The 19372-nt window shown below is 69.1% G+C and carries 17 protein-coding genes; 7 read left to right on the top strand and 10 right to left on the bottom strand.

Features of this window, described 5'->3' with window-relative positions:
• Window positions 1-108: 108 nt before the first annotated feature.
• The 7 genes from rbfA to ASF41_RS16165 all read right to left on the bottom strand — a co-directional run bounded on the left by rbfA (window position 109) and on the right by ASF41_RS16165 (window position 10149).
• Window positions 109-543, bottom strand: coding sequence for a 30S ribosome-binding factor RbfA (gene rbfA / locus ASF41_RS16195; protein ID WP_056494944.1), 435 nt, complete (start codon window positions 541-543; stop codon window positions 109-111).
• 297 nt (window positions 544-840) lie between these two features.
• Entirely contained in the window at window positions 841-3759 is a 2919-nt protein-coding gene (gene infB, locus ASF41_RS16190; RefSeq protein ID WP_056494942.1) for a translation initiation factor IF-2, read from the bottom strand.
• A 73-nt stretch (window positions 3760-3832) separates the two neighbouring features.
• Window positions 3833-4576 (bottom strand): RNA-binding protein, encoded by a 744-nt coding sequence (locus ASF41_RS16185; protein WP_056494939.1) that lies wholly within the window; start codon window positions 4574-4576, stop codon window positions 3833-3835.
• 74 nt (window positions 4577-4650) lie between these two features.
• Complete coding sequence (gene nusA / locus ASF41_RS16180) at window positions 4651-6252, bottom strand: transcription termination factor NusA (protein WP_056494936.1); 1602 nt, start codon at window positions 6250-6252, stop codon at window positions 4651-4653.
• A gap of 74 nt (window positions 6253-6326) precedes the next feature.
• Complete coding sequence (rimP, locus tag ASF41_RS16175) at window positions 6327-7139, bottom strand: ribosome maturation factor RimP (RefSeq protein WP_056494933.1); 813 nt, start codon at window positions 7137-7139, stop codon at window positions 6327-6329.
• Between the two features lie 699 nt (window positions 7140-7838).
• On the bottom strand, window positions 7839-8870 hold the full coding sequence (locus tag ASF41_RS16170) for an aspartate-semialdehyde dehydrogenase (protein WP_056212594.1): 1032 nt from the start codon (window positions 8868-8870) through the stop codon (window positions 7839-7841).
• A gap of 265 nt (window positions 8871-9135) precedes the next feature.
• Window positions 9136-10149: an LLM class flavin-dependent oxidoreductase gene (locus tag ASF41_RS16165; RefSeq protein WP_056212592.1), complete on the bottom strand. Its 1014-nt coding sequence runs from the start codon at window positions 10147-10149 to the stop codon at window positions 9136-9138.
• A 317-nt stretch (window positions 10150-10466) separates the two neighbouring features.
• Here ASF41_RS16165 and ASF41_RS16160 point away from each other — a divergent pair, with 317 nt between their 5' ends.
• Window positions 10467-11246: a hypothetical protein gene (locus ASF41_RS16160; protein ID WP_156653332.1), complete on the top strand. Its 780-nt coding sequence runs from the start codon at window positions 10467-10469 to the stop codon at window positions 11244-11246.
• Between the two features lie 140 nt (window positions 11247-11386).
• The gene (locus ASF41_RS16155) at window positions 11387-11794 is read left to right on the top strand and encodes a hypothetical protein (protein WP_056212588.1); all 408 of its coding nucleotides are present in this window, start codon (window positions 11387-11389) and stop codon (window positions 11792-11794) included.
• Window positions 11795-11882: 88 nt separating this feature from the next.
• Here the strand turns inward: ASF41_RS16155 and leuB are convergent, their stop codons facing one another.
• Complete coding sequence (gene leuB, locus ASF41_RS16150; protein ID WP_056212586.1) at window positions 11883-12989, bottom strand: 3-isopropylmalate dehydrogenase; 1107 nt, start codon at window positions 12987-12989, stop codon at window positions 11883-11885.
• A gap of 63 nt (window positions 12990-13052) precedes the next feature.
• Window positions 13053-14015, bottom strand: coding sequence for a polyprenyl synthetase family protein (locus tag ASF41_RS16145; protein ID WP_056494927.1), 963 nt, complete (start codon window positions 14013-14015; stop codon window positions 13053-13055).
• A 117-nt stretch (window positions 14016-14132) separates the two neighbouring features.
• Between ASF41_RS16145 and mtgA the strand changes: the two genes are divergently transcribed.
• From mtgA to ASF41_RS16125, 4 genes are all read left to right on the top strand, one after another.
• Window positions 14133-14831, top strand: coding sequence for a monofunctional biosynthetic peptidoglycan transglycosylase (gene mtgA / locus ASF41_RS16140; RefSeq protein WP_082504621.1), 699 nt, complete (start codon window positions 14133-14135; stop codon window positions 14829-14831).
• Between the two features lie 104 nt (window positions 14832-14935).
• A complete protein-coding gene (locus tag ASF41_RS16135; protein WP_056212582.1) occupies window positions 14936-15502 on the top strand; it encodes a hypothetical protein in 567 nt (188 codons plus the stop codon).
• A gap of 80 nt (window positions 15503-15582) precedes the next feature.
• Window positions 15583-16347 carry a histidine phosphatase family protein gene (locus ASF41_RS16130; protein WP_056494921.1) on the top strand — a complete coding sequence of 255 codons (765 nt, stop codon included), beginning with the start codon at window positions 15583-15585 and terminating at the stop codon, window positions 16345-16347.
• Window positions 16344-17240, top strand: coding sequence for an NAD(P)H-hydrate dehydratase (locus ASF41_RS16125; RefSeq protein WP_056494918.1), 897 nt, complete (start codon window positions 16344-16346; stop codon window positions 17238-17240). Before ASF41_RS16130 ends, ASF41_RS16125 begins: the two co-directional genes overlap by 4 nt.
• Before the next feature lie 38 nt (window positions 17241-17278).
• Here the strand turns inward: ASF41_RS16125 and ASF41_RS16120 are convergent, their stop codons facing one another.
• Entirely contained in the window at window positions 17279-18520 is a 1242-nt protein-coding gene (locus ASF41_RS16120; protein ID WP_056212576.1) for an argininosuccinate synthase, read from the bottom strand.
• Window positions 18521-18728: 208 nt separating this feature from the next.
• Here ASF41_RS16120 and ASF41_RS16115 point away from each other — a divergent pair, with 208 nt between their 5' ends.
• Window positions 18729-19355, top strand: a complete 627-nt coding sequence (locus ASF41_RS16115; RefSeq protein ID WP_056494915.1) for a 2-hydroxychromene-2-carboxylate isomerase — start codon at window positions 18729-18731, stop codon at window positions 19353-19355.
• Window positions 19356-19372 lie beyond the last annotated feature (17 nt).

Here is a 19372-nt window from a genome sequence, read left to right as displayed (position 1 = left end):
GGGGCGGGCGGCACGTCCTGCGCCGTCATCCGTCCCGGTCGGGGTTCGCTGTTCGGTGTCTCCGCCGCCTCGGGCCGGAGACGGGGGGCCGCTCAAGGCCGGTGCGCGTCAGGCGGCGTCGGGGTCCGAGGCGCCGTCGTCCTTCTTCGCGGCCGGCGATTCGAGGTCACGGCGCACCTTATCAGTCCGCAGCAGGGCGTCGATCCGGTCGGCCTCGTCGAAGGTCTCGTCGCGCAGGAAGCGCAGATCGGGCGCGTATTTCAGGTTCACCCGGCGGGCGACCTCCTGGCGCAGCGCCTTCTTGTTGCGCGCCAGCGCCGCCAGGACCGGGGCCTCGTCCAGGCCGCCGAGCGGCATGATGTAGGCCGTGGCGAGCTTCAGGTCCGGCGACATCCGCACCTCCGGCACCGTGATGACGTGCGCGCTCAGCACCGGGTCCTGGATGTCCCCGCGCTGGAGAACCTCAGCGATGGCGTGGCGGATCAGCTCAGCGACGCGCTGCTGGCGCTGCGAGGGTCCGGTGGGGGTCTGCTTCTGGGCCATGTCGGATTCTGATCGTCTTGTCGTCGAAACGGTTCGACACCGGCGCGCCGGGAGCCGCGGACGATGCGTCGCTGAAACGGAACATCGAGGTGCCGCCGCACGGAAACGCCGAGCCGGCTGAAACGAAGCGGACGTCGAAGGCGACCCTCTTAGCGCAGATCGGCGTCCGGGATATAGGCCCGTCGCGCCAGTTTCCGCGTCGTCTTTCCGCGAAGACGGCCGGCGCCGGCTCCGAAACGCGCAACGGGGCCGCGACCTCGTCGCGACCCCGTCGGTATTCCGAAGCGAATCCGCCGCTTAGAGCGTGCGACGGATCTCCTCGACCCGGTAGCACTCGATGGTGTCGCCGGCCCGCATGTCCTGGAAGTTCTCGAAGGACATGCCGCATTCGTAGCCGGCGGTCACTTCCTTCGCATCGTCCTTCAGGCGCTTCAGCTGGGCGAGCTTGCCCTCGTGGATGACCACGCTGTCGCGAATCAGGCGCACATGGGCACCGCGCTGGACCACACCGTCGGTGATGCGGCAGCCGGCGATCTTGCCGACCTTCGACACGTCGAAGATCTGCAGGATCTGGGCCTCGCCGAGACGCTCCTCGCGCAGCGTCGGCGGCAGCATGCCCGACAGGGTCGCTTTGATGTCATCCACGAGGTCGTAGATGATGTTGTAGTAGCGGATCTCGACGCCCTTGTTCTCGGCCGACTCGCGCGCTTCCTTGTGGGCCCGCACGTTGAAGCCGATGACGACGGCCTTCGAAGCCTCCGCCAGGGTGATGTCCGACTCGGTGATGCCGCCGACGCCCGCCAGCAGAATCCGCGCCGACACCTCGTCGTTGCCGAGCTTCTCCAGCGCGCCGTTGATGGCCTCGACCGAGCCCTGCACGTCGCCCTTGACGACCAGCGCCAGTTCCTTGCGACCGGCGCCTTCCTTCAGGTCGCGCATCATGTCGACCAGCGAGCGGTTCGCGCCACCGGTACGGGCAGCCAGGCGCTCGCGCTTCTGGCGGGCCCGGTATTCGGTGACCTCACGGGCGCGGGCCTCGTTCGGCACGACCACGACGCGGTCGCCCGCATCCGGGGTGCCGTTGAAGCCGAGCACCTCCACGGGGACCGAAGGACCGGCGTAGGGGACGTTCTCGCCCTTGTCGTCGATGAGGGCGCGCACGCGGCCCCATTCGGCGCCGGCCACGACGATGTCGCCAGTGAACAGGGTGCCCCGCTGGACAAGGACGGTCGCCACCGGGCCGCGACCGCGATCGAGCTTGGCCTCGATGACCGTACCCTCGCCGTCGCGCGTCTCGTTGGCGCGCAGGTTCATGATCTCGGCCTGGAGCTGCAGGCCCTCGAGAAGCTCCGGCAGACCGTCGCCGGTCTTGGCCGACACCTCGAACTCGAGGGTTTCGCCACCCATCGACTCGACCTGGATGTCGTGCTGCAGCAGCTCGGTTCGCACCCGCTGCGGATTCGCCTCGGGCTTGTCGATCTTGTTGATCGCCACGATCAAGGGAACGCCGGCGGCCTTGGCGTGGGAGATCGCCTCCACCGTCTGCGGCATGACACCGTCATCCGCCGCCACCACGAGCACGACGATGTCCGTCACCTTGGCACCGCGGGCGCGCATGGAGGTGAAGGCCGCGTGGCCGGGGGTGTCGATGAAGGTGACCATGTCGCCGCTCGGAGACGCGACCTGGTAGGCACCGATATGCTGTGTGATGCCGCCGGCCTCGCCGGAGACAACGGTGGTCTTGCGGATCGCGTCGAGCAGCGAGGTCTTGCCGTGGTCGACGTGGCCCATGATGGTAACGACGGGGGGACGCGGATCGAGATCCTCCTCCAGCTCCGGCTCGTCGCTGAACAGGCCTTCCTCCACGTCCGACTCCGCAACGCGGCGGACGGTGTGGCCGAGTTCCTCGGCGATCAGCTGCGCCGAATCCGAGTCGATGACGTCGGTGATCTTATGGATCTCACCCTGCTTCATCAGCAGGCGAATGACGTCCACCGCCCGCTCCGACATGCGGTTGGCGAGCTCCTGGATCGTGATCGTCTCCGGGATCGTCACCTCGCGGGAGAGCTTCTCCTTCTGCTCCACCTGCCGGTTGCCGCTCATGCGCTGCTGGCGGCGGCGGAACGAGGCGACGGAGCGCGTGCGCTCGTCCTCACCCGACGTTGCGGTGGCGATCGTGAGACGGCCGCGGTTGCGATCGCCGCCCGGCTGCTTCGGCGTCTTGGGCGGCGTGATGATCTTGAGCGGCATGCCGGGGCGGCGGATCACGCGCTTCTGCTCGCTCTCCTCCTCGGCAGCCTGCGGGCGGCCAGCCGTACGGGCCGGCGTGGCTCCACCGGCCGGACGGGCGGCCGTGGCCGCGGTCGGAGCGGTGGGCTCGGGCTCCGGCGCCGGAGCCGGGCGGGCCATGAAATTCAGGTCGCGCGGCTTGCGCACGTCGGCCGTGATGGTCTTGCGCGGCTCGGCCGTTGCTGGGCGAGCCGTGAGCGGCGGACGCGCAGCCAGACGGGCCGGCGCTGTCGGAGCCGCAGGCCGGGCGGGAGCGGCAGCCTGAGCGGGACGCTCCGCCGCCGGGGCAGCCGGGGCCGGAGGCGCCGAGCGCACGATGGTCGGGGCCGCCGGCATCGGGGCGGTCTTCGACACAGTCGGGGCGGCGGCTGGTGCGGCATCGGCCTTCGCAGCGTCTTGAGCCGCAATTACAGCGGCGCGTTCTGCCTCCTCGGCGGCGCGGCGATCCTCTTCCTCCTTGCGGCGGCGGGCCTCCTCCTCGCGCATCTTCGCCTCGGCGGCCTCCCGCTCGCGCTGTTCCGCAGCGATGCGCTCGCGCTCAGCCGCGGCTTCTGCCTCGGCACGCCTCTGCGCCTCGGCCTCGCGGCGCTTGGCGTCGGCGAGGGCAGCCGCACGGGCGTTGCTCTCCTGCTCGCTGAGAGTGCGAAGCACCACCCCATTTGCGGACCGCTGGGCCTGACGCGGTGCGGCCGGCGGCGGAGGCGGCGCCACCCGCGTCGCAGGGGCGACGGGCGTCGTCTCACGCGCGGGGGCGGCCGGCGCGGCACCGATGACACGGCGCTTCACCGTCTCGACCACGACCTGCTTGGAGCGGCCATGGGAGAAGCTCTGACGCACCGTTCCCTGCTCGATCGGACGCTTCAAGGACAGCGGCTTCGAAGGGGGTCTCGCCTGCGTCTTGTCGCCCGGATTGTTCGTATCGCTCATTCAGTCCAAACCCTGAGGGTTTCCATCGTCCCGTGAACCGGCAAACTGCTGTGCGCCGGGTAGATCCATCGCTTCAATCGTCGTGCAGATCGGAAACGGCCTGCCCAATACGGGCGGAGCCGGCCTCCTCGGCCGTCGTCGCCAAACCTTCGAAGGTGCGGAGCCGACGCCAACGCGCAAGGCAGCCGGAAGCTCCGACTCCTGCGACGAGAGCCGCATGTATCACATGATCCCGACCCAAGGCCATGTCCAATTCTTCGTTGGACAGGTCATCGATGACGGGAATGCACGATATGGCACTGCCATGCCGCCGGTGCAATGCCGCGACGATCTTCCGCCGTCCGTCGGCGCTACCGTCGGAGGCTTGAATCACCGCCGCCACACCGGTCTTGTCGCCGATGGCCGACTCGACCTTGGCGAAGCCCGCGACCACGCAGCCGGCCTTGTTGGCCAGGGACAACGATTGACGCAGGTCGGCGCGCAGACCCTCGGCGATGCGGTCGGCGAGGTCGGATGCTATGACATCCTTGCTTTTGAAGGCGCGTTGAAAGGCGCGCCGCTTCACAGCTTCGTTGACCGCCGCGCGGGTGGGGGTAAGCCAGGCACCGCGGCCGGGTAGGCGAGCCCGCAGATCCGGCACCACGGCGCCGTCGGGCCCGAGCACGAAACGGATCAAGCCGGACGGCGCCTGCGTCACCCGCGTGACGAGGCATGTGCGCAGAGCATTGGCACGACCCCGCCCCAGACCCGGATCGAGCAGCGTGCTCGGATCCGGCTCGACGGCATCGTCGGTCACATCTGCGGTTTCGCCCGTCATGTGGCGTGGGATTCTTTCGTCAACTGGAAAACATCCCCGCGATCCGTGGCCGCGGGGAGCCATGATTCGCCTTCTCAGACGGAGGCGGGCTCCTCATCGGTGGACTCGCTCGTCTCAGTCTCGGTCGGCCCCTCGATCCAGCCGGCATGGACGCGGGCCGCCATGACCATGGCCTCCGCTTCCGCCCGCGAAATCTCGAATCCCTCGAGGTAGCCTGTGTGCCGCTTGGCCTCGGGGCCGCGCCCTTCGGTGTAACCCACGAGATCATCGGTGGCGCAACCGGCGAGGTCCTCGATCGTCTTCACGTCGTTCTCGCCCAACGCCACCAGCATGGGCGTGGTGATGCCGTCGATCTCGCGCAGCTCGTCCTGCACGCCGAGTTCCTGACGCTTGGCATCGAACTCCGATTCGACGCGGGCGAGGTGATCCTGGGCGCGTGCCTGGATCTCGGTTCCGCTCTCCTCGTCGAGTCCCTGGATGTTGGCGAGCTCGCCCGGTTCGACGTAGGCGATCTCCTCGACGTTTCGGAAGCCCTCCGCCGCCAGGAGCTGGCCCACGGTCTCGTCGACGTCGAGGGCTTCCATGAAGATCGCGGTACGCTCGGCGAACTCCTTCTGACGACGCTCCGACTCCTCAGCCTCGGTCAGGATGTCGATGTCCCAGCCCGTGAGCTGCGAGGCGAGGCGCACGTTCTGGCCGCGGCGGCCGATGGCCAGGGAGAGCTGGTCGTCGGGTACCACCACCTCAATGCGGTCGGCCTCCTCGTCCAGCACCACCTTCACGACTTCCGCCGGCTGCAGCGCATTGACGATGAAGGTCGCTTGGTCCTCCGACCATGGGATGATGTCGATTTTTTCACCCTGGAGTTCGCCGACCACCGCTTGGACGCGGGAGCCGCGCATGCCGACGCAGGCGCCAACAGGGTCGATCGAGCCGTCCCGCGAGATCACGGCGATCTTCGCGCGCGAGCCGGGATCGCGGGCCACGGCCTTCACCTCGACGATGCCGTCGTAGATCTCCGGCACTTCCTGGCCGAAGAGCTTCGCCATGAACTGCGGGTGCGAGCGCGAGAGGAAGATCTGCGGTCCGCGCACCTCGCGGCGCACGTCGAATAGGTAGGAACGAATGCGGTCGCCCGGACGGAAGGTTTCGCGCGGGATCATCTCGTCGCGGCGGACAATGCCCTCGCCGCGGCCGAGGTCGACGATGACATTGCCGTACTCGACGCGCTTCACGAGGCCGTTCACGACCTCGCCGATGCGGTCCTTATACTCGTCGAACTGCCGGTCGCGCTCGGCGTCGCGCACCTTCTGCACGATGACCTGTTTGGCCGACTGGGCGGCGACGCGGCCGAAATCGAAGGGCGGCAGGGTGTCGGAGATGACGTCGCCCACGAGGGCGCCGGGGTTGTAGCGGCGGGCCTGCTCCAGGGTGACCTCGCGGGCGTCGTTCTCGACCTGGTCGACCACCACGAGGTGGCGCGACAGGCGCAGCGCGCCCGTCTTCGGGTCGATCTCGGCATGCACGTCGGTCTCGGCGCCGTAGCGGGAGCGCGCGGCCTTGGCGATGGCTTCCTCCATCGCGTCGATCACGATGGACCGGTCGATCACCTTCTCACGGGCGACTGCTTCGGCGATCTGCAGGAGTTCGAGCCTGTTGGCGCTGACGACGGCCATCGGTTTTCGTCCTTCTCTTCGTCGTGTTCTGTCGCGATCCCCCCGCCGCTCGGCGGGGCAGGGATCCGGGCGTGTTAGTGGAGCTTGCCGTCTTCCTTCACCCGCACCGCCTTGGTGCGGACGGGCTTCGCCTTGTTCCGGGCCTTGATGGCGAGACTCTCCTCGGTCTCGACCTTCACAGGCTTGGGCCGCAGCGAGGCCTTCGGTTTCAGGGGACGGGAAATCTTCTTCTTCAGCGGGGCAGGGGCCGATTCAGCTTCGATCTCCGCCTCGTCCTCCTCCGCGTCGTCCCTCTCGTCGTCGAGGGCGGGTGGACCGCCGCGGCGCAGGGATTCGCGTACCAGCTCGTCGGTGAGCACGAGGTAGGCGTCGCCGAGGTCGCGCAGCGGCAGGTCGATCCGGCTCGGCAGGCCCTCCTTCACGTCGGGCAGGTCGATCGGTACCGTGAGCCCGTCCGCATTCGGGGCGCCGATGATGCCGCGGAAGCGCTTGCGGCCGTCCATCGGCACGGCGAGCTCGATCTTGGCCTCGTAGCCGGCCCAGCGCGCGAAATCGACGGCCCGCACAAGCGGCCGGTCGATGCCCGGCGAGGAGATCTCGAGGTAGTAGGGCTTGCCGATCGGATCATCGAGATCGAGCAGTGGCGAGATGGCCCGGCTCACCGCCTCGCAATCATCCACCGTCATGGTGCCGTCCGGCCGCTCGGCCATGATCTGCACCGTGCAGCCGTTGGCGCTCGTCACCTTCACCCGGACGACGCGATAGCCCAGGCCCTGAATCGAGCCCTCGATGACCTGCACCACCCGCGCGGCCACGCCGGTCTCGGTGATGAGGCGCTTTTCGTTGAGATCGCTGTTGAGCGGGTCGCTGTTGAGGTTGTCCGCCATGCTGCGCTTGAAGTCCGGCCTTGTCCGAGGCGATCCGGCGCGAGGGTCATTGCGGCAATAAAAAAGAGCGGACCCGGTGGGGCCCACTCCCGAACCGCAGTCTCACAACTGCAACCAGAACTGATAGCAAGAGAGTAGGCGCGTTCGCTCCCATTTTCAAGCAGTTTCCGCCCTGCGTCGAACCCGGACCCTGGGCCGGCCTGGGCGAAAACCACCGCCTACGTAGCTGCCTTGATTCCCCATGATCCGCGCGGCGGTTCCACAACGCACCAGGTAGAAATCAGAAAAAATTTGAAGACCAGTCTTGGGCCGCTCGGCGATCCCGCTCGCGCCCCACCCCGAACGGACGGAACTGCAACGACCCCGGCGTCGTGCTGGGCACGCGGATGGAACCCTGTTGCCGATCGGAACCATGCAGCCCGGCCCTTCGGACTCGCAGTGCGTACCGCGAACGGAGTCCACGGTGTCGGGATCGCGCGCCGCCGGCGCAGACCTCTCAATCCCCATGGTGCTGGGCCGCGCCGGTGGATGTTGCGATCCGAGGCTTTGCCCTCGCGTACGACTGTCCGGCGCAACAGCGAGCCCGGAGGACCTCCCGCGTTGCGTCGGGGCCAAGAAAAACGCCGCCCCGCAGGGCGGGACGGCGTCGATGATCGCTGTCGGTCGTCTGGGTCCCGAGGTCCGGACCCAAATCGAACCTCAGGCCGCTTGGGCCCGCTTCAGGAGCTTGCGGTTCACCAGCATCTCGGCGATCTGCACGGTGTTCAGGGCCGCGCCCTTGCGCAGGTTGTCGGCGACGCACCAGAACGAGAGGCCGTTCTCCACCGTAGCGTCCTCACGGATGCGGGAGACGTAGGTGGCGTCCTCGCCGGCGGCCTCGTGCGGGGTCATGTAGCCGCCGGGCTCGCGCTTATCGACGACCATGAGGCCAGGGGCCGAGCGCAGGATCGCGGTGGCCTGCTCGGCTGAGATCGGGCGCTCGAACTCGACGTTCACGGCTTCCGCGTGGCCGATGAACACCGGCACGCGCACGGCGGTGGCCGTGAGCTTGATCTTGGGATCGAGCATCTTCTTGGTCTCGGCGACCATCTTCCACTCTTCCTTCGTGTACCCGTCCTCCATGAACACATCGATGTGCGGGATGACGTTGAAGGCGATGCGCTTGGGGAACTTCTCGGCCTTGATCTCGCCGGCGGTGAAGACCGAGCGGGTCTGCTGGAAGAGCTCGTCCATGGCGTCCTTGCCGGCGCCGGAGACCGACTGGTAGGTCGCCACCACCACGCGCTTGATCGTGGCCGCGTCGTGGAGGGGCTTCAGCGCGACCACGAGCTGCGCCGTTGAGCAGTTCGGATTGGCGATGATGTTTAGCTTGGAGAAGCCGTGGATGGCGTCCGGGTTCACTTCCGGAACGATCAGCGGCACGTCCTGATGGTAGCGAAACGCCGACGAGTTATCGATCACGACGCAGCCGGACTGACCGATGCGGGGCGACCACTCCTTCGAGGTCTCGCCGCCCGCGGACATCAGGCAGATGTCGGTATCGGAGAAGTCGTAGGAATCGAGGGCCTTCACCTTCAGGATCTTGTCGCCGAAGGACACGTCCTGGCCGGCCGAGCGGCGCGAGGCAATTGCCACCACCTCGTCCGCCGGAAAGGCGCGCTCGGACAGGATGTCCAGCATCTCGCGGCCCACATTGCCCGTGGCACCCACGACGGCGACCTTGTAACCCATGCTCTTCACTCCGCTCTGCACGGGCGCCGAGGGCCCGTGCGGCGCCCGCCGGTCTGGCGAAGCGCATCGTCCGGTACCGGCGCCGTTCTCAAGCCTCCCTGCCGTGCGCCGAGCCGCCCACGGCGGCCGGCGGCCCGCCGGCCGCGAAGGTGCGCGGCCCGATCCCGGTCCGCGCCGTCTGGCGCCCGCCGCATCGCAGCATGAGTCGCCAAGGGCGGGAGCAAGACGCCTCGCTCCCGCCTCTGTCAAGGGTTGGACGCTCCGATCACGCCACCAGGGCGGCCGGGGCGGCCTCGAGGGCGTCCCGCGCCTCCGCCAGGATGGCGTAGGAGGTTCGTCGCGCGCCCTGGTCGTGGATCGCCGCCGCCACCATGATCTCGTCGGCGCCCGTCTCCCGGATCAGCTCGGCGAGCCCCGCCCGCACGGTCTGGGGCGAGCCGACCAGGCTGCGGGCCAGCATGCGCGAGGCCTGTGCCTTCTCGTGCGGGGCCCAATAGGTCTCGATATCGTCGATCGGCGGTCGCAGCAGGCCGCGCGTGCCGCGCACGAGGTTGGTGAACTGCTGCTGGGCCGAGGTGAAGAGCCGGCGCGCCGCGGCGTCGGTCTCGGCCGCCACCACGTTGATGCCGATCATCGCATGCGGGTGGCTGAGCTGCGCTGACGGTTTGAAACGCTCGCGATAGAGGGCGAGGGCCGGCAAGAGCTGCTCGGGCGCGAAATGCGAGGCGAAGGCGTAGGGAAGTCCCAGCATCGCGGCGAGCTGCGCGCCGTAGGTGCTCGAGCCGAGGATCCAAAGGGGCACCTTCAGCCCCGTCCCCGGAACTGCCTGGACCGTCTGTCCGGGCTGCGGGTCGCCGAAGAGGGCCTGCAGTTCCAGCACGTCCTGCGGAAAGGTGTCGGCGGCATCTGGGGAGCGCCGCAACGCGCGCGTGGTGCGCGGATCGGTGCCGGGCGCGCGCCCGAGGCCGAGATCGATCCGGCCGGGGAACAGGGTCTCCAGGGTACCGAATTGCTCGGCGATGACCAGGGGGGCGTGGTTCGGCAGCATGATGCCGCCCGCGCCGACGCGGATCGTCCGTGTGCCAGCCGCGACGTGCCCGATCACGACAGCCGTCGCCGCACTGGCGACGCCGATCATGTTGTGGTGCTCGGCGAGCCAAAAGCGACGATAGCCGTGCTCTTCCGCGTGGCGGGCGAGATCCACGCTGTTTCGCAGGGCATCGGCAGGCGTCGCGCCCTCGGGCACGAAGGCGAGGTCGAGGACGGAAAGGGGGATCATGAAGTCCTTCTGTGTGTCGCGCAGTGGGCCCCGTACCGAGAGATCGCGATGGGCAGGGCCCGCTGCAAGCACGGGCCGGCATGTGTCGCCCGCATGGGTCGATACCAACGATTCACCCTGTCGTCGGAAAGGCGGAGGCCGCACCCGATCCGGAAACCCCGGTTTGCCGGAGTGGGGAGCAGGATGGGCTCGGGCGGCGCGCGGCCGCCGAAGAACCCCGGAACGCGATGCGAACGGTTTTCGAGCGAGACGGATTGGGAACGGACGCGACGGCTACGGAGCGGATGCGGCTTCCTTGTCCGTCGGTCCGCCACCTCATGCAGGTCTTGGCAGCGGGGGCCGTGGTCGCGGTCTTGAGTCTGGCGGCACGGGGAGGAGGGCCCGACCCTGCCGCTCCGGCCATGGAGGCGCCGCCCGAACCCGGCTTCGTGCCGGTCTCGGCTCAGGCCGTGCGCCCCGCGATGCCCCTCGCCCTGTCGGCGCCCCGCTTCCGCCTGAACGACCCCGAGGCGATCGAGGCGCCGCGCGCGGAGGCGGCCCGGCTCAATCCGTCGAGCGGCCGTCGGGAGGACCTTTTGGTCCAGGGCGGCTTCGATACGATCGAGGCACCATACCTGCGCCTGACCCTGACCGAAGCATCCGAGACCGAGCCGGGCCCTAGCCTGTTCATCACCCTGGCCCGACGGGCCGCGGATGGTCAGGCCCTGGCCGTGATCCGCACCGGTGAGCGCGGTGCCATCGAGACCAAGTTCGGCCCCATGGAGACCCTCCAGTTCACTCTCGGTGGCGAGGGCAAGCGCGCCTGCACGGGCTTTGCCAGCCTGAACCCCGGCGCGCTCCGCCTGGACGGCTGGCTCTGCGCGCCCCTCGGACAGGCGCCGGAGCCGCGGGCCATCACCTGTCTTCTCGACAAGGTCGTGCTGAACGGTCAAGCTCCTCCGGAGCGAGAGACCGCCTTCGCGAGCTACGAAGCCCGGCGCGATCCCGGATGTGGGCCGCCTGCCCTCGTCGCGACGGTGTCGCCGCGGGATATCGGAAGCGAGACCGGATCGATCCCAAGCCGGGCCACACGAAAGTCGGGCCACACGAAAAAATGAGGCTAAACTGCGGCGATCGCGCGAAGCGCGGCCATAATCCGGGAACCTCGGCCGGGCTGGCACGTCTTCCCTCCATGCGAAGGCCTCAGTTTCTTAAGGAAGCCCGGCCTACAGTCCCACAGCTTCAACGAAGGTGCGTCATGCGCTCTGTCTCGATTGCCCTGATGGGTGCCCTCACGCTCGCAGCCGTCGGCGCGAACACCGCTGCCGAGGCCCAGGGGCGTTATGCGCCGGCCGGCTACCGCGTCAGCCAGCCCCTGCCGATCCGCATCCGTCCGCGGAGCTGGCTCGATGCCGGCAACGTGGTCGAGGCGAACAACGGCTCGGTCAGCAACCCGGCAACCAACCCGCAGTTCATCACTGCGAGCTACCTGAACTCGCCCCCCTATGGCCGCAACGATCGCTTCGGCGGTGGCATCCTGTCGGATCCGATCACCAACGGCCCGTTCGTCGGCGCCCGTTCGAGCGCGATCCGCAACGTCGACCTGTCGGCCATCGACGCGATCGACCCGACCTCCTACGTCTCGCGCTTCGGCAACCCTTACTAACTCCAGCCACGAAAGCCGGACATGCGACGGGCCCCTCACGGGGCCCGTTTTCGTTTGGACGTCGCTCGCTGCGACATCCGCACCTGAATCAGGCGGCGGCGTGCCTCAGTTCGCGGATGATCGCGTCGCCCATCTCGGCGGTGCTGATCGGAGCCGTTCCCTCGGCGGCGATGTCCCGTGTGCGGGCGCCGGACGCGAGGGTGCGGGTGACGGCCGAGTCCAGAAGGTCGGCGGCTTCACCCAGGCCGAAGGAGTAGCGCAGGCACATGGCCAGCGAGCCGATCATGGCGATTGGGTTCGCGTAACCCTTACCGGCGATGTCGGGTGCCGAGCCGTGGACCGGCTCGTAGAGGGCCTTGCGGCTGCCCTTGGCATCGACGGCGCCCAGGGAGGCGGAGGGCAGCATGCCGAGCGAGCCGGTGAGCATCGCCGCCACGTCCGAGAGCACGTCCCCGAACAGGTTGTCGGTGACGAGGACGTCGTACTGCTTCGGGCGGCGGACCAGCTGCATGGCACAGTTGTCGGCGAGCACGTGCTCCAGGCTCACGTCGCTGTACTCGGCATGGACCCGGGTCACGACCTCCTTCCAGAGGACGCCCGACTTCATCACGTTGTGCTTCTCGGCCGAGGCGACCCGGCCCGAGCGCTTGCGGGCGAGGTCGAAGGCCACGTGGGCGATCCGCTCGATCTCGGCCGTGGTGTAGACCTGGGTGTCGACGGCGCGCTTCGAGCCGTCCGGCAGGGTGGTGATCTCCTTCGGCTCGCCGAAATAGACGCCGCCCGTGAGCTCGCGCACGATCATGATGTCGAGGCCTTCGACCAGCTCGCGCTTCAGGGCCGAGGCCTCGGCGAGGGCCGGGTAGCAGATCGCCGGACGCAGGTTGGCGAAGAGGCCCAGATCCTTGCGCAGGCGCAGGAGCCCTGCCTCGGGCCGGATCTCGTAAGCGACATCCGCCCATTTCGGGCCGCCCACCGCGCCGAGCAGGATGGCATCGGCGGCATCGGCCCGGGCCAGGGCCTCGTCCGTCAGCGGCTTGCCGTGGGCGTCGATGGCGCTCCCGCCGACGAGGTCGCGCTCGATCTCGAAGTGGGCGAGACCCAGCGCATCCAGAGCGCCGATCACCTTCTCGACCTCTGCCATCACCTCGGGGCCGATGCCGTCGCCGGGGAGGAGGAGGAGCTTGTAGGGGGTCATGGGATCAACTCGCGATGGATGTTCGAAGGACGGGGGGCAGGCGGTCCGCCGTCGGATCAGGCGTCAGACCTTGCGCGCCACCGTGAACCGCGCCGCCTGGCGCAGGGTCTCGGCCTTGTCGCCCCAAGATGCCACGGCCTCCTCGCAGACGCCGACGAGGCGGTCGCACTCGGCACGGGCGCCGTCGAGGCCGAGGCGGTCGACCAGGGTCGCCTTGCCGGCATCCTTGTCCTTGCCGGTGGCCTTGCCCATGGCTTCGGACGAAGCCTCGCGGTCGAGGATGTCGTCGGCGATCTGGAAAGCCTGGCCCAGGGCGTGGCCGTAGCGCAGCAGCGCCTTGCGCTGGTCCGGGGTCGCGCCGCCGACGATCGCACCGGCTTCCACCGAGAAGGCCAGGATCGCGCCGGTCTTCATGGCCTGAAGCTGCAGCGTATCGTCGACATCGAGGGAGACGGGACCGAAGCGACCCTCGGCGCCGAGGTCGAGGAGCTGGCCGCCGACCATGCCGCCGAGGCCCGAGGCCTTGGCGAGACCGAGCACGAGGTCCGCGCGCACGGCAGGATCGGGTTGCCAGGCGGCGTCGGCCAAGATCTCGAAGGCCAGGGTCTGGAGGGCGTCGCCCACCAGGATCGCGGTCGCCTCGTCATAGGCCTTGTGCACGGTGGGCTTGCCGCGGCGCAGGTCGTCGTCGTCCATGGCGGGCATGTCGTCGTGGACGAGGGAGTAGCAGTGCACCAGCTCGATGGCCGAGCCGGCTGCGAGGGCGCCGGTCTCTGTCCCGCCGAGCATCCGGGCGGTCTCGATGGCCAGGAACGGGCGCAGGCGCTTGCCGCCGCCGAGGACGGCGTGGCGCATCGCGTCCATCAGGCGCACCGGACGGGTGATCTCGCCGGCCTGCGTCTCCGGGGTCAGGCGCTCGGCGAGGTAGGCCTCCACCCTGTCCGCAACCGTGGCAAGCCTGTGGGAAAACGCGTCGACCGGGGCATCCGCCTTGACCGAAGCGTGGGATCCTTGCGTTGAGGTCATGTTCGGTCGGGCCTTCGGTCAGACGGTGTCGTGTCGTGGGCGGGGGAGGTTCGAATTCAGGATCGGGAGGAGAGGGCGGAGCAGCCGTTGCGGCAGGTTTCGGCGCGCCCGCTGCCGATGCGCGAGGCATCCGGCAGGACACGGGCGAGAGGCTTGCGACGGATCGTCAACCTCATCCTGCTCCTCCCCGTCATCGGCCTCGTCCTCTTATTGTCGCTCGCGCTCGTCTATAGTGCGCTGACCCCGCCCTCAACCCTGATGCTGGGGCGAAGGTTGACGCTGCAGTCCGTCGACCGGCAGGCGGTGGGGCTCGAGGCCATCTCACCCTACCTCGTCCAGGCCGTCATCGCGTCGGAGGACCAGCGCTACTGCCTGCACAACGGCGTGGATTGGAGCGCCCTGCGGGACGTGGTCGACGACGAGGAGGGCCCGAGCCGCGGCGCCTCGACGATCCCGATGCAGACGGTGAAGAACGTCTTCCTGTGGCCGGGTCGATCGGTGATCCGGAAGGCGCTCGAGATCCCCCTGGCCCTCGTGGCCGATACCCTGTGGGGCAAGCCGCGCACCATGGAGATCTACCTCAACATCGCCGAGTGGGGGGAGGGGGTGTTCGGGGCCGAAGCCGCCGCCCGGCGCTGGTTCGGCAAGCCGGCCCGCGCCCTCACCCGCGGGGAGGCGGCGCTGCTGGCCGCCGTGCTGCCCAACCCGATCCTGCGCAATCCAGCTCTGCCCTCGCGTGGCGTCCGGGCCCAGGCCGCTCGGATCCAAGCGCGGATGAACGGCGTCTCGGGGCTGATGGGCTGCCTGAAGCGGTAGCCCGAGGCCACGGGATCGGCTACCTGCCGCCCATCCTCATCGCGGTGCTGAGCCCCCGCGACCACGACCTGCCCCCGCGCGACCCCATGGGCGAAAGACCGACGATGACCCAGCCGACCTTCGAACTCACCCTCGAGCGCATCGCGCTGATTCGCCGGATGGTGGTGGCCTGGAACCCTGAGGGCGTCGGTGCGCCAATCGTCCACCCCGACGCGCCCTACGGCAGCACCGACCGCGACGGCGATATCTTCAACGTCACCGGCGACGACGACGGGGCCGACGAGGAGCACCGCGCTCTGGGCGATGCCCTTGCGGTTTTCACCGCCAATGCCGTCCTCAAGCCGGGGCGCTACGCCTATCACAACACCCTGGCGAAGCTTGCCTCCGACGATGTCGGCGACGTCTTTCGCGATGAGGCCACCGGCGAGACGCCCGAGCACGTCACCTTCGACGTCGCGGCCGAGCAGGTCGCCCGCGTCAAAGCCCTGGCGATCCGCTGGGACGCCGCCCGCGACGTGCCGGCCGTGGACACGGACGCGCCCTACGGCCCGGGGGTCGGCCTGCCAACCGGGCACCGCGAGATGCAGCCGGTGCTCCAGATCTTCCTGCGCTACGCCGATCTCGGCCCGGGCGACTTCTCCCGCGGCACCTCGGGCTGGCAGCCAGCTTGAGGGGTGCGAACGACGCAGCAAGCGAACGGATCGGCCTGCAGGAACGTTGGCGGTGGAGAACAAGCCGAGGAACGTGACGGATGCTGCAACGCTGGCCGAGCCGGATCTGGGTCGTCCGACACGGCGAGAGCGCGGGCAACGTCGCGCGCGATGCCGCCCATGACGCTGGGCTGGAACGCATCGACATCCCGGAGCGCGACGTTGACGTTCCCCTGAGCGATCGCGGCCGTCGGCAGTCCGAGGCGTTGGGGCGCTGGTTTTCCGAGATGCCGGACGCGGAGCGTCCGAACGTGGTGCTGAGCTCGCCCTACCTCCGGGCACAGCAGACCGTCGCGGGCATTCGCCGGGCCGGCGGCCTCGCATCGGACGCGGCCGACGACACCGTCGACGAGCGACTGCGCGAGAAGGAACTGGGGCTGCTCGACCGGCTCACGCGCACGGGCGTCGAGGCGCTTCATCCGGAACAGGCCGAATTGCGGGCCCGCCTCGGAAAATTCTACTATCGCCCCACCTGCGGCGAGAGTTGGTGCGACGTCATCCTGCGTCTGCGCGGCGCCATGGACACGATTTCCCTGCACCACGGCGAGAAGCGCGTCCTGATCGTCGCCCACCAGGTGGTGGTGCTCTGTCTGCGCTACCTCATCGAGAACCTCAGCGAGGCCGAGATCCTCGGCATCGATGCCGAGGGAGACGTCCTGAACTGCTCCGTCACGGAATATGCCTTCCGGGCGCAGGCGGGTTCCACTGGCCGCCTCCACCTCGCGCGCTACAACTTCGTCGCCCCGGTCCAGCGGGCAGGCGCTCCCGTCACCGCCGAACCCTCGCTGACGGAAGACGTGCGATGACCGGGAGCGAACTCGACGCTGCGTGCCTGCGGGCGCGTCCGCTTCCGACCCCGGAGGCCGGCAGCAAGGACGACCGCGGCAGCGTTCTCGTCCTCGGCGGCTGCGCCGAGGTGCCGGGCGCCGTTTTCCTCGCCGGCGTCGCGGCCCTGCGGGCCGGTGCGGGCAAGCTGAAGATCGCCTCCGTGCGAAGCGTCGCCGTGGCGATGGCCCTGGCCGTGCCCGAGGCGATGGTGATCGGTCTCCCGGAGACCGGCGGGGGCGAGATCGAGGCGGAGGCCGCGGCCCCTCGCATCGCCGAGGCGGCCCGGCGCTGCGACGCGGTGCTGCTCGGACCCGGCATGAACACCTGCGCGATCACCACAACGCTGGTCCGCACGCTGCTCGCGGACCAGGACGAGACCGCCCACGTCCTCGATGCCGGCGCCATCTGTGGCCTTGCTGCCCATGCCCAGACGGTGCGCGCTCTTCGCGCCCCGCCGGTGCTGACACCGCATGCGGGGGAGATGGCGCAGCTCCTGGACTGGGACCGCGGGGCCGTAGAGGCCGAACCCCTGAAGGCGGCCCGGCGCGCTGCCGAAATGCTGCGGGCCGTGGTCATCATGAAGGGCGCCGAGAGCTGGATCGTCGCCCCCGACGGCGCGCACTGGCACTACGATGGCGGCGGCGTCGGCCTCGCCACCTCCGGCTCGGGCGACGTCCTCGCGGGCGTCATCACCGGCATCCTCGCCCGGGGCGTCGATCCGCTGACCGCCGCTCTGTGGGGCGTCTACCTCCACGGTGACGCCGGCGCCCGGCTCGCGAAATCGGTCGGGCCCGTGGGATTCCTCGCCCGGCAGATTTCCGGCGAGGTGCCCCAGATCCTCCAGGGCTTCTCCGCAAGTCCGTCCGTCTAGCCGGGCCCCCGTGGGGAGGGGACCCGGCGGGTTTCGCCTCAGGCGCCGAGCTTCTTCCTGCGCTGGGCGAGGGTGCGCAGGCGCAGGGCGTTGAGCTTGATGAAGCCGGCCGCGTCGCGGTGGTCGTAGGCGACGGCGCCCTCCTCGAAGGTGACGAGGTCCTGGTCGTAGAGCGAGTTCGGGCTGGTGCGGCCGATGACATGGACGCCGCCCTTGTAGAGCTTCAGCCGGACCTCGCCGGTAACCATCTCCTGGCTCTTGTCGATCAGGGCCTGCAGCATCTCGCGCTCGGGCGAGAACCAGAAGCCGTTGTAGATCAGCTCCGCGTATTGCGGCATCAGCTGGTCCTTGAGGTGTGCGGCACCCCGGTCCAGCGTGATCGACTCGATGGCCCGATGGGCGGGAAGCAGGATGGTGCCGCCCGGCGTCTCGTACATGCCGCGGCTCTTCATGCCGACGAAGCGGTTCTCGACGAGGTCCAAGCGACCGATACCGTTGTCGTGGCCGAGCTGGTTGAGCTTGGCGAGCAGGCTCGCGGGCGACAGCCGCTCGCCATCGATGGAGACCGCGTCTCCCGTCTCGAAGCCGATGGTGATCACGGTCGGCGTATCCGGCGCCTCCTCGGGCGAGCGGGTGCGCGAGTAGACGTAATCCGGCACCTCGTCGGCGGGGTCCTCCAGCACCTTGCCCTCCGAGGAGGCGTGCAGGAGGTTGGCGTCCACGGAGAACGGGCTCTCGCCGCGCTTGTCCTTGGAGATCGGGATCTGGTGCTGCTCGGCGAAGGCGATCAGCTGCTCCCGGCTCTTCAGGTCCCACTCGCGCCAGGGGGCGATGACCGTGACGTCGGGCTTCAGGGCATAGTAGCCGAGCTCGAACCGGACCTGGTCGTTGCCCTTGCCGGTGGCGCCGTGGCAGACGGCGTCCGCCCCGAGCTTCTCGGCGATCTCGATCTGCTTCTTGGCGATCAGCGGCCGGGCGATGGAGGTGCCCAGGAGATAGACGCCCTCGTACTGGGCGTTGGCCCGGAACATCGGAAACACGTAGTCCCGCACGAATTCCTCGCGCAGATCCTCGATGAAGATGTTCTCGGGCTTGATGCCGAGCAGTTCCGCCTTCTTGCGGGCCGGCTCGAGCTCCTCGCCCTGGCCGAGATCGGCCGTGAAGGTGATGACCTCGCAGCCATAGGTCGTCTGCAGCCACTTCAGGATAATCGACGTGTCGAGTCCGCCGGAATAGGCGAGCACGACCTTGTTGACGGGCTTCGGGTTCGCGTCGGTCATGAGCTCGCTTCCGGTTCGGGCGTCGTGTGCGTCGGCGTCGCGCGCCTCCGCGTCGTGATTGCCGCGGCTTATCAGCGGAGCGCGGGGCCGTGCAACCGCTGTGCCGTCGGACGCGTTCGCTCAGCGTGGCCGTGAGCGTGAACCGCCTTGTCGCGAGCCTTCGGGCGGGCGACACTCACGACCGTTCTCGACCCCGGAGATTCGACGCATGCCGCGCAGGCCGACCCTCGAATTCTGGTACGAGTTCGCATCGACCTATTCCTACCTCTCGGCCATGCGGATCGAGGCCCTGGCAGCGGCGGCCGAGGTCGAGATCCGCTGGCGCCCGTTCCTGGTCGGGCCGATCTTCGCCGCGCAGGGCTGGAATTCTTCGCCGTTCAACCTCTACGCCGCCAAGGGGCGCCACATGTGGCGCGACGTCGAGCGCGAGGCGGCCCGGCTCGGCCTCCCACCCGTCAAGCGCCCCGATGCCTTCCCGCAGAACAGTCTGAGCGCCACCCGCGCGGCGACCTACGGCATGGACCACGATTGGCTCGTGCCCTTCTCCAAGGCCGTCTACGAGGCCGAGTTCGCCCGCGGGCAGTCGATCGCCGAGCCGCCCGCCGTGGTGTCGATCCTCAACGGCCTCGGCCTCGACGGCACGATTATCCTGAAGCAGGCGGCGGCGGAGGCGAACAAGGGGCGGCTGCGCGTCAACGGCGAGGAGGCGCGGTCCCGCGGGATCTTCGGCGCACCGACCTTCCTGGCCGGCGACGGCGAACTGTTCTGGGGCAACGACCGCCTGGAACAGGCCCTCGCCTGGGCGGCGGGGGACCGGCCCGGCGCGATGCGCTGAGGCGGGGCGGCGCGGCG

Origin of the sequence: Methylobacterium sp. Leaf111, from assembly GCF_001423285.1 — a bacterium.
Lineage (GTDB): Bacteria > Pseudomonadota > Alphaproteobacteria > Rhizobiales > Beijerinckiaceae > Methylobacterium.
This window is presented reverse-complemented; position numbering and strand designations above follow the sequence as displayed.

Bases quoted from the DNA above. Each gene is read 5' to 3' on its own strand.
- ASF41_RS16165 (WP_056212592.1), bottom strand. From the start codon at position 10,149: ATGATCCCCCTTTCCGTCCTCGACCTCGCCTTCGTGCCCGAGGGCGCG.
- ASF41_RS16185 (WP_056494939.1), bottom strand. From the start codon at position 4,576: ATGACGGGCGAAACCGCAGATGTGACCGACGATGCCGTCGAGCCGGAT.
- ASF41_RS16120 (WP_056212576.1), bottom strand. From the start codon at position 18,520: ATGACCGACGCGAACCCGAAGCCCGTCAACAAGGTCGTGCTCGCCTAT.
- leuB (WP_056212586.1), bottom strand. From the start codon at position 12,989: ATGACCCCCTACAAGCTCCTCCTCCTCCCCGGCGACGGCATCGGCCCC.
- ASF41_RS16145 (WP_056494927.1), bottom strand. From the start codon at position 14,015: ATGACCTCAACGCAAGGATCCCACGCTTCGGTCAAGGCGGATGCCCCG.
- ASF41_RS16130 (WP_056494921.1), top strand. From the start codon at position 15,583: ATGCTGCAACGCTGGCCGAGCCGGATCTGGGTCGTCCGACACGGCGAG.
- nusA (WP_056494936.1), bottom strand. From the start codon at position 6,252: ATGGCCGTCGTCAGCGCCAACAGGCTCGAACTCCTGCAGATCGCCGAA.
- ASF41_RS16125 (WP_056494918.1), top strand. From the start codon at position 16,344: ATGACCGGGAGCGAACTCGACGCTGCGTGCCTGCGGGCGCGTCCGCTT.
- ASF41_RS16155 (WP_056212588.1), top strand. From the start codon at position 11,387: ATGCGCTCTGTCTCGATTGCCCTGATGGGTGCCCTCACGCTCGCAGCC.
- ASF41_RS16170 (WP_056212594.1), bottom strand. From the start codon at position 8,870: ATGGGTTACAAGGTCGCCGTCGTGGGTGCCACGGGCAATGTGGGCCGC.
- ASF41_RS16115 (WP_056494915.1), top strand. From the start codon at position 18,729: ATGCCGCGCAGGCCGACCCTCGAATTCTGGTACGAGTTCGCATCGACC.
- rimP (WP_056494933.1), bottom strand. From the start codon at position 7,139: ATGGCGGACAACCTCAACAGCGACCCGCTCAACAGCGATCTCAACGAA.
- ASF41_RS16160 (WP_156653332.1), top strand. From the start codon at position 10,467: ATGCAGGTCTTGGCAGCGGGGGCCGTGGTCGCGGTCTTGAGTCTGGCG.
- ASF41_RS16135 (WP_056212582.1), top strand. From the start codon at position 14,936: ATGACCCAGCCGACCTTCGAACTCACCCTCGAGCGCATCGCGCTGATT.
- rbfA (WP_056494944.1), bottom strand. From the start codon at position 543: ATGGCCCAGAAGCAGACCCCCACCGGACCCTCGCAGCGCCAGCAGCGC.
- infB (WP_056494942.1), bottom strand. From the start codon at position 3,759: ATGAGCGATACGAACAATCCGGGCGACAAGACGCAGGCGAGACCCCCT.
- mtgA (WP_082504621.1), top strand. From the start codon at position 14,133: ATGCGCGAGGCATCCGGCAGGACACGGGCGAGAGGCTTGCGACGGATC.